This is a genomic window from Streptosporangium sp. NPDC048047, assembly GCF_040653115.1.
Lineage (GTDB): Bacteria > Actinomycetota > Actinomycetes > Streptosporangiales > Streptosporangiaceae > Streptosporangium.
Map to the genome: position 1 here is coordinate 1 of NZ_JBEZNH010000113.1, position 5738 is coordinate 5738.

4 protein-coding genes and 1 pseudogene are annotated in these 5738 nt (G+C 69.6%); 4 read left to right on the top strand and 1 reads right to left on the bottom strand.

Annotated elements, in window-relative coordinates:
- Window positions 1-167: 167 nt before the first annotated feature.
- A pseudogene (locus tag AB0D67_RS38770) lies at window positions 168-1118 on the bottom strand (helix-turn-helix transcriptional regulator).
- Here AB0D67_RS38770 and AB0D67_RS38775 point away from each other — a divergent pair.
- From AB0D67_RS38775 to AB0D67_RS38790, 4 genes are all read left to right on the top strand, one after another.
- Window positions 1106-1906, top strand: coding sequence for a glucose 1-dehydrogenase (locus AB0D67_RS38775; RefSeq protein WP_362947344.1), 801 nt, complete (start codon window positions 1106-1108; stop codon window positions 1904-1906). The pseudogene AB0D67_RS38770 and the gene AB0D67_RS38775 overlap by 13 nt on opposite strands.
- 370 nt (window positions 1907-2276) lie before the next feature.
- Complete coding sequence (locus tag AB0D67_RS38780) at window positions 2277-2492, top strand: DUF3311 domain-containing protein (protein ID WP_362947346.1); 216 nt, start codon at window positions 2277-2279, stop codon at window positions 2490-2492.
- Window positions 2493-2496: 4 nt separating this feature from the next.
- Entirely contained in the window at window positions 2497-4086 is a 1590-nt protein-coding gene (mctP, locus tag AB0D67_RS38785; RefSeq protein WP_362947349.1) for a monocarboxylate uptake permease MctP, read from the top strand.
- A 131-nt stretch (window positions 4087-4217) separates the two neighbouring features.
- Window positions 4218-5261, top strand: coding sequence for a serine hydrolase domain-containing protein (locus AB0D67_RS38790; protein ID WP_362947352.1), 1044 nt, complete (start codon window positions 4218-4220; stop codon window positions 5259-5261).
- Window positions 5262-5738 lie beyond the last annotated feature (477 nt).

The following is a 5738-nucleotide window of genomic DNA, read 5'->3' on the forward strand; positions in this document are numbered from 1 at the left end:
GTCATCGCCGACGCCGTCCGCATCACCAAGGTCTGACCCCGGACGCACCGTCCGGCACCGGGTACGGCTCGCGCCTCCGCGGAGGCGCGAGCCGTCCTCGTGCCCGGTGACCGGCCGGGCACCGGTCCGGCATCCGCCGTACCGGATGCCGACTCATGTGGCACGGATCAGCGGGGGACGTGCATGCGCTGCGTGCCGATGACCGACAGCAGCCGTAACGCCTCCTCGGACGGCGAACCGGGGACGGCGGTGTAGATCACCATTTGCTGATCGCGGTCGCTGATGTCGAGGGCGTCGCAGTTGACGGTGATCGGGCCGACCAGCGGATGCTGGAAGGTCTTGCACAGCGTGGGCTCGTCCGTCACGTCGTGGGAGGCCCACAGCCGCGCGAACTCCCCGCTTTTCACCAGGAGTTCCTCCACCAGCCCGGTCACCTCCGGCGCGTCGGGATAACGGGCGGCGGTGGCACGCAGGCGCCGGGCCGCGTGGCGGGCGAACTCCTCGACGTCGGAGACCCCGTACAGCCGCCGTCCCTAGCGGGGCGGTTCGAGGAACGCGCGGCGCACGAGGTTGCGCTCGCGCTGCGGCAGGGCGGAGAAGTCCTCCATCAGGGCGGCCGCCAGGTCGTTCCAGGCGATCACCTCGAGTGTCGCGGACGTCACGAACGCGGCGGCGTTCGGCAGCCGCAGCAGCAGGTCCAGGATGCTCTGCCGTACCTCGCGCGAGGGCCCGACCGGCGGGCCGGGCGGGGTGCCGGCGAGGTGGTGCAGGTGGACGCGTTCGGCGTCCGCCAGGCGAAGGGCCCGGGCCAGACCTGCGAGCACCTCGCGTGACGGGCACGGGCCGCGGGCCTGTTCCAGCCGCGTGTAGTACTCGGCCGAGATGAACGCCAGCTGCGCCACCTCCTCGCGGCGCAGCCCCGGAGTACGGCGGCGCGGCCCGGCGGGCAGCCCCACATCCGCGGGGGTGATCCGTTCGCGCCTACTGCGCAGGAAGGCTGCCAGTTCTCGTCGGTTCACACCTCCAAGTGTGCCCGGGACGCCGAGCTGATCCAGGTACCGCCGGTGCCTGGATCGGCCACGCGGCCGAAGGCAGGCTCGTCGCCATGAACCACACACCGACCACCGACACGCCTGCTCCCGCCGGCCGGAGCCTGCTGGCCGGCAAGGTCGCCTTCGTCACCGGCGCCGGTCGCGGCATCGGCGCCGCCGCGGCGCGGCTGTTCGCCCGGGAGGGTGCCCGGGTGCTGCTCGCGGCCCGGACGGAGACGCAGCTGAAGACGGTGACCGAGGAGATCCGGGCGGCCGGCGGCACCGCGGACTACACGTTGTGCGACCTGGCCGACGCCGCCGCCGTACGCGCCGCCGTGGACCGCGCCGTGGACCTGTACGGCCGGCTCGACGTCGCCTTCAACAACGGAGCGATCAACCAGCGCCCCGGCCCGATGGACCGGATGCCCGAGGCCGACTTCGACCGCCTCTACACCGTGAACCTCAAGAGCGTCTGGCTGGCCATGACCGCCGAGGTCGCCGCCATCCGGGCCACCGCCGGAACGGGCTCCATCGTCAACAACTCGTCCATCGGCAGCCTGAGGGGCAACCCCGAACTGCCCGCCTACGCCGCGATGAAGCGGGCGGTCAACAGCCTCACCGAGTCGGCGGCGATCACCTACGGCCCCGAAGGCATCCGCGTCAACGCCATCGCCCCCGGCAACACCCTCACCGAGATGATCCGCGGCTGGGAGGCGGAGTCCCCCGGTCTCCAGGAGCGGCTCGTAGCGCAGACCCCGCTGCGCCGCGGGGCCGACCCGGCCGAGATCGCGGAGGCCGCCGCCTGGCTGCTGAGCGACCGCTCCTCCTTCGTGACCGGCACCGTCCTGCGGGTCGACGGCGGCGCCCGGGCCTGAACGCCGGCGAGGACCAACGATTCCCTCTCCGAAGGCCGAAGCGAGGCGCCCTTCTCACGAGAACGGCGGGCGTCTTCGCAAAGCTCTCACGAGAACGGCGGGCGTCTTCGCAAGGCGTGGGCAGCCGTGTCAAGGAGGCGCGGTGCGCAATGCGGCGACCGGTGTGACTGCATCGCCGAACGGACTCACCCAGGCGGGCCGCGCCATCGCCGCCGCAGGTGGCGGAGGCGATGACCACCGGAACCGCCGCTCGCCGCGCCGACCTGCCCGCTCGGCGCTGAATGATCGCAGCGGACCGGCTCGGTAATTACGCTGCCGCTCAGCCGAAGGGACCGGCCGTCCCGCCGGCCCCTCTTCAGCCCTAGGAGACGTGTTGACCACTCCCGGAAAGGATCGCAGCGATCGCAGTCCGTGGAACTGGCTGTTGATTGTACCGATCATCCTTCCTTTGTTGCCATTCCTCTTCAACGCCGACGGGCCCCGGCTCTTCGGTTTCCCCCGTTTCTACTGGCTCCAGCTCGCGTTCATCCTGGTCGGCGTCACCTGCACCACGGTCGTCTACCAGATGACCAAGCGGAAGCGGTGAACCGATGAGCGAGCACCTGACTGAGATCATCATCTTCACCTTCCTGTTCCTGCTGGTCAGCGCCATGGGCTTCGTGGCCGCCCGCTGGCGCCGCCCCAAGGACCTCGCGACGCTCGACGAGTGGGGGCTGGGGGGCCGGAGCTTCGGCTCGTGGATCACCTGGTTCCTCGTCGGCGGCGACCTCTACACCGCCTACACCTTCGTCGCGGTGCCGGCGCTGCTGTGGGGAGCCGGGGCCACCGGCTTCTTCGCCGTGCCGTACACGATCGTGGTCTACCCCATCGTGTTCCTCGTGCTGATCCGGCTATGGTCAGTCTCGCACGTCCACGGCTTCGTCACCCCGGCGGACTTCGTCCGGGCGCGGTTCGACTCCCCCACACTCGCGCTGCTGATCGCCATCACCGGCATCGTCGCGACGATGCCCTACATCGCGCTGCAGCTCGTCGGCATCGAGGCCGTGCTCAAGACGATGGGTGTGACCGGCCACCTGCCGATCATCATCGCGTTCGCCATCCTGGCCGCCTACACCTACCAGTCGGGCCTGCGCGCCCCGGCGTTGATCGCCTTCGTCAAGGACACGCTGATCTACCTTGTGATCATCGTCGCGATCATCGTCATCCCGGCGAAGCTGGGCGGCTGGGACGGGATCTTCGATGCGGCCAAGGCCAAGTTCGACGCCACCCCGGCGCAGGGCGACGGCCCACTCCTCAACGCCAACAACCAGCTCCAGTACGTCACGCTGGCCCTGGGCTCGGCGCTCGCGCTGTTCCTCTACCCGCACAGCGTCACCGGCGTGCTGGCGTCCAAGAACCGCAACGTGATCAAGCGGAACATGTCCGCACTGCCCGCCTACAGCCTGCTGCTCGGCCTGATCGCGCTGCTCGGCTACATGGCCATCGCCGCCGGGGTCAAGCCCATCGGCACCGACAACAACACGATCGTCCCGCAGCTCTTCGACAAGATGTTCCCCGACTGGTTCGCCGGCGTCGCCTACGCCGCCGTCGGCATCGGCGCGCTGGTCCCCGCCGCGATCATGTCGATCGCGGCCGCGAACCTGTTCACCCGCAACATCTACCGCGAGTACCTGAAGCGGGACGCCACCGACGCCGACGAGGCCCGCGTCTCGAAGATCACTTCGCTGCTCGTCAAGGTCGGCGCGGTGCTGTGCATCCTGTTCCTGGACACCGGCTTCTCCATCGACCTGCAGCTCATCGGCGGCGTCATCATCCTGCAGACCCTTCCGGCGGTGGCGCTCGGCCTCTACACCCGCTGGTTCCACCGGACCGGCCTGATCGCCGGCTGGATCGCCGGCATGGCAGCCGGGATGATCATGCTCTACAACATCTCCAACCCGGCCACCGGCAAGATGCACTTCGCCGGATCGGCGTTCCCGCTGTCGAAGCTGGGCTTCGACACCAAGATGACCGTCTACGCGGGCATCCTGGCCCTCCTCATCAACCTGGCCGTCGCCGTCATCGGCACGTTCATCGCCCGGGGCGCCAAGATGGCCGAGGGCAACGACGTCACCCAGCCCGACCACTACTTCGCCGACGAGGGCGACCCCCGCGTCAAGGAACTCGACCTCACCCATTGAGAACCGGCCCGCTCCCGCCCTCCCGGCGAGGGCCGGAGCGGGCCGCCGTGGTCTTACCGCACGAGAACCGTCCCTGTACTGTCACGATCATGGTGCGGGAAAGGGGCGGCGGAACGGACGGCCGGAGACGCGTGAACCGACTGGGGGTGATGTCGTTGGTCGTCGCCCTGGCCGCGTGTTCCCCCGCCCCTCCCGCCTCCCCGGCCCCCGCCGCCGGACCGCCACGGTCCGACCTCGCCCTCGCCGTCCGGGCCGCCGCCGACGACCTGGTGGCGCGTGGCGCACCGGGGGCCGTGGTCCACGTCCACGACGCCGGCGTGACCCGGGAGGCCGCCGCGGGTTTCGCGGACGCCGCCGCGGGCGTTCCGATGCGGCCCGACCACCGGTTCCGGATCGCGAGCATCACCAAGACCTTCACCGCCGCCGTCGTCCTCCGACTCGTCCGGGAACGCGAGCTCTCGCTGGAGGACACGCTGGGGAAACTGCTCCCCGGCGTCGTACCCGGCGCCGACGGCGTGACGGTGACGCAGCTGCTCTCCCACACCAGCGGCATCCCGGACTACCTGACCGATCCCCGTTTCTCGGCCATCATCACGAAGGACGGCCGGCACACCCGGAACTGGCCGCCCCGGGCGCTGCTGGGCTATGCCGGAAAACCCTCCCAGCGAGGGGCCCACCACTACTCGAACAGCAACTTTATTCTGCTCGGACTCATCATCGAGAAGACCACCGGACGGCCGTACGGTCAGGTGATCCGCTCACGGATCACCGAGCCGCTGGCGCTGCGCGCCACCGAACTAACCGATGATCTTCTGCCGCACCGGCTCGCCCGAGCCCGCTACGGCGACGGCCAGGGGGCGACGCGGGTGAGCTCCTCCATCTTCTGGTCGGCCGGAGGACTGGTGTCGACCGCACGGGACGTGGCGGCCTTTTATCGGGCGTTGTTCACCCGCTCCCTGCCCGAGGGAAAGGCGATGACGGACCACGGAGGGCTGGGAGTCTTCCCCGAAGAACTGCCGTGCGGCATTCGCGCGTGGAGTCACTCGGGACTGATCCACGGCTATTCCGGGGTCGCCATGAGCAGCGAGGACGGCCGCCGCCAGGTGGTCATCCAGCTCAACCACTCCGACCACGGCGGAGTCGTCTCACAGGCGCGAAAACTGATGTGCCGGTAGCGGTCGGCTTCGGAAGCCGTCGGCGCGACGATGGCCTGGACGGTCGAAAGATCCCTGGCCGACAGTCAATCCGCAATGACCAATGGACTCACCTGTGGCTCGCAGTTCGACAGGCAGCAACCCGAGGCCCGGTTCCGCCGCCGGCGGATTGTCGAGGAGCCGACCGCGGATGCCCTCGATCGTCGGGCGTCCCTGGGCGTCGATCCGCCGGGGCGGCGGCACTCGCGGATCCCGCTCAAGCCATAACCCGCGGTACTCCTCGGCATCCGACCGGCCCTTCCCAGAGAATGCCGGAACCACTTCCGAACGGTCCCCATCCCGCAACCGCCTCCGGGAAGCGATTCCAGGCCGGGGAGCAGATCCTCCCGTAAACACGAAAAGGGCCGTTCCCTGACGAAGCCAGAGAACGGCCCTTCCCCGCGCCCGGAAAACAGGCACACGAAAAAGCGGGGCCCCGGACGACGAACGTCCAGAACC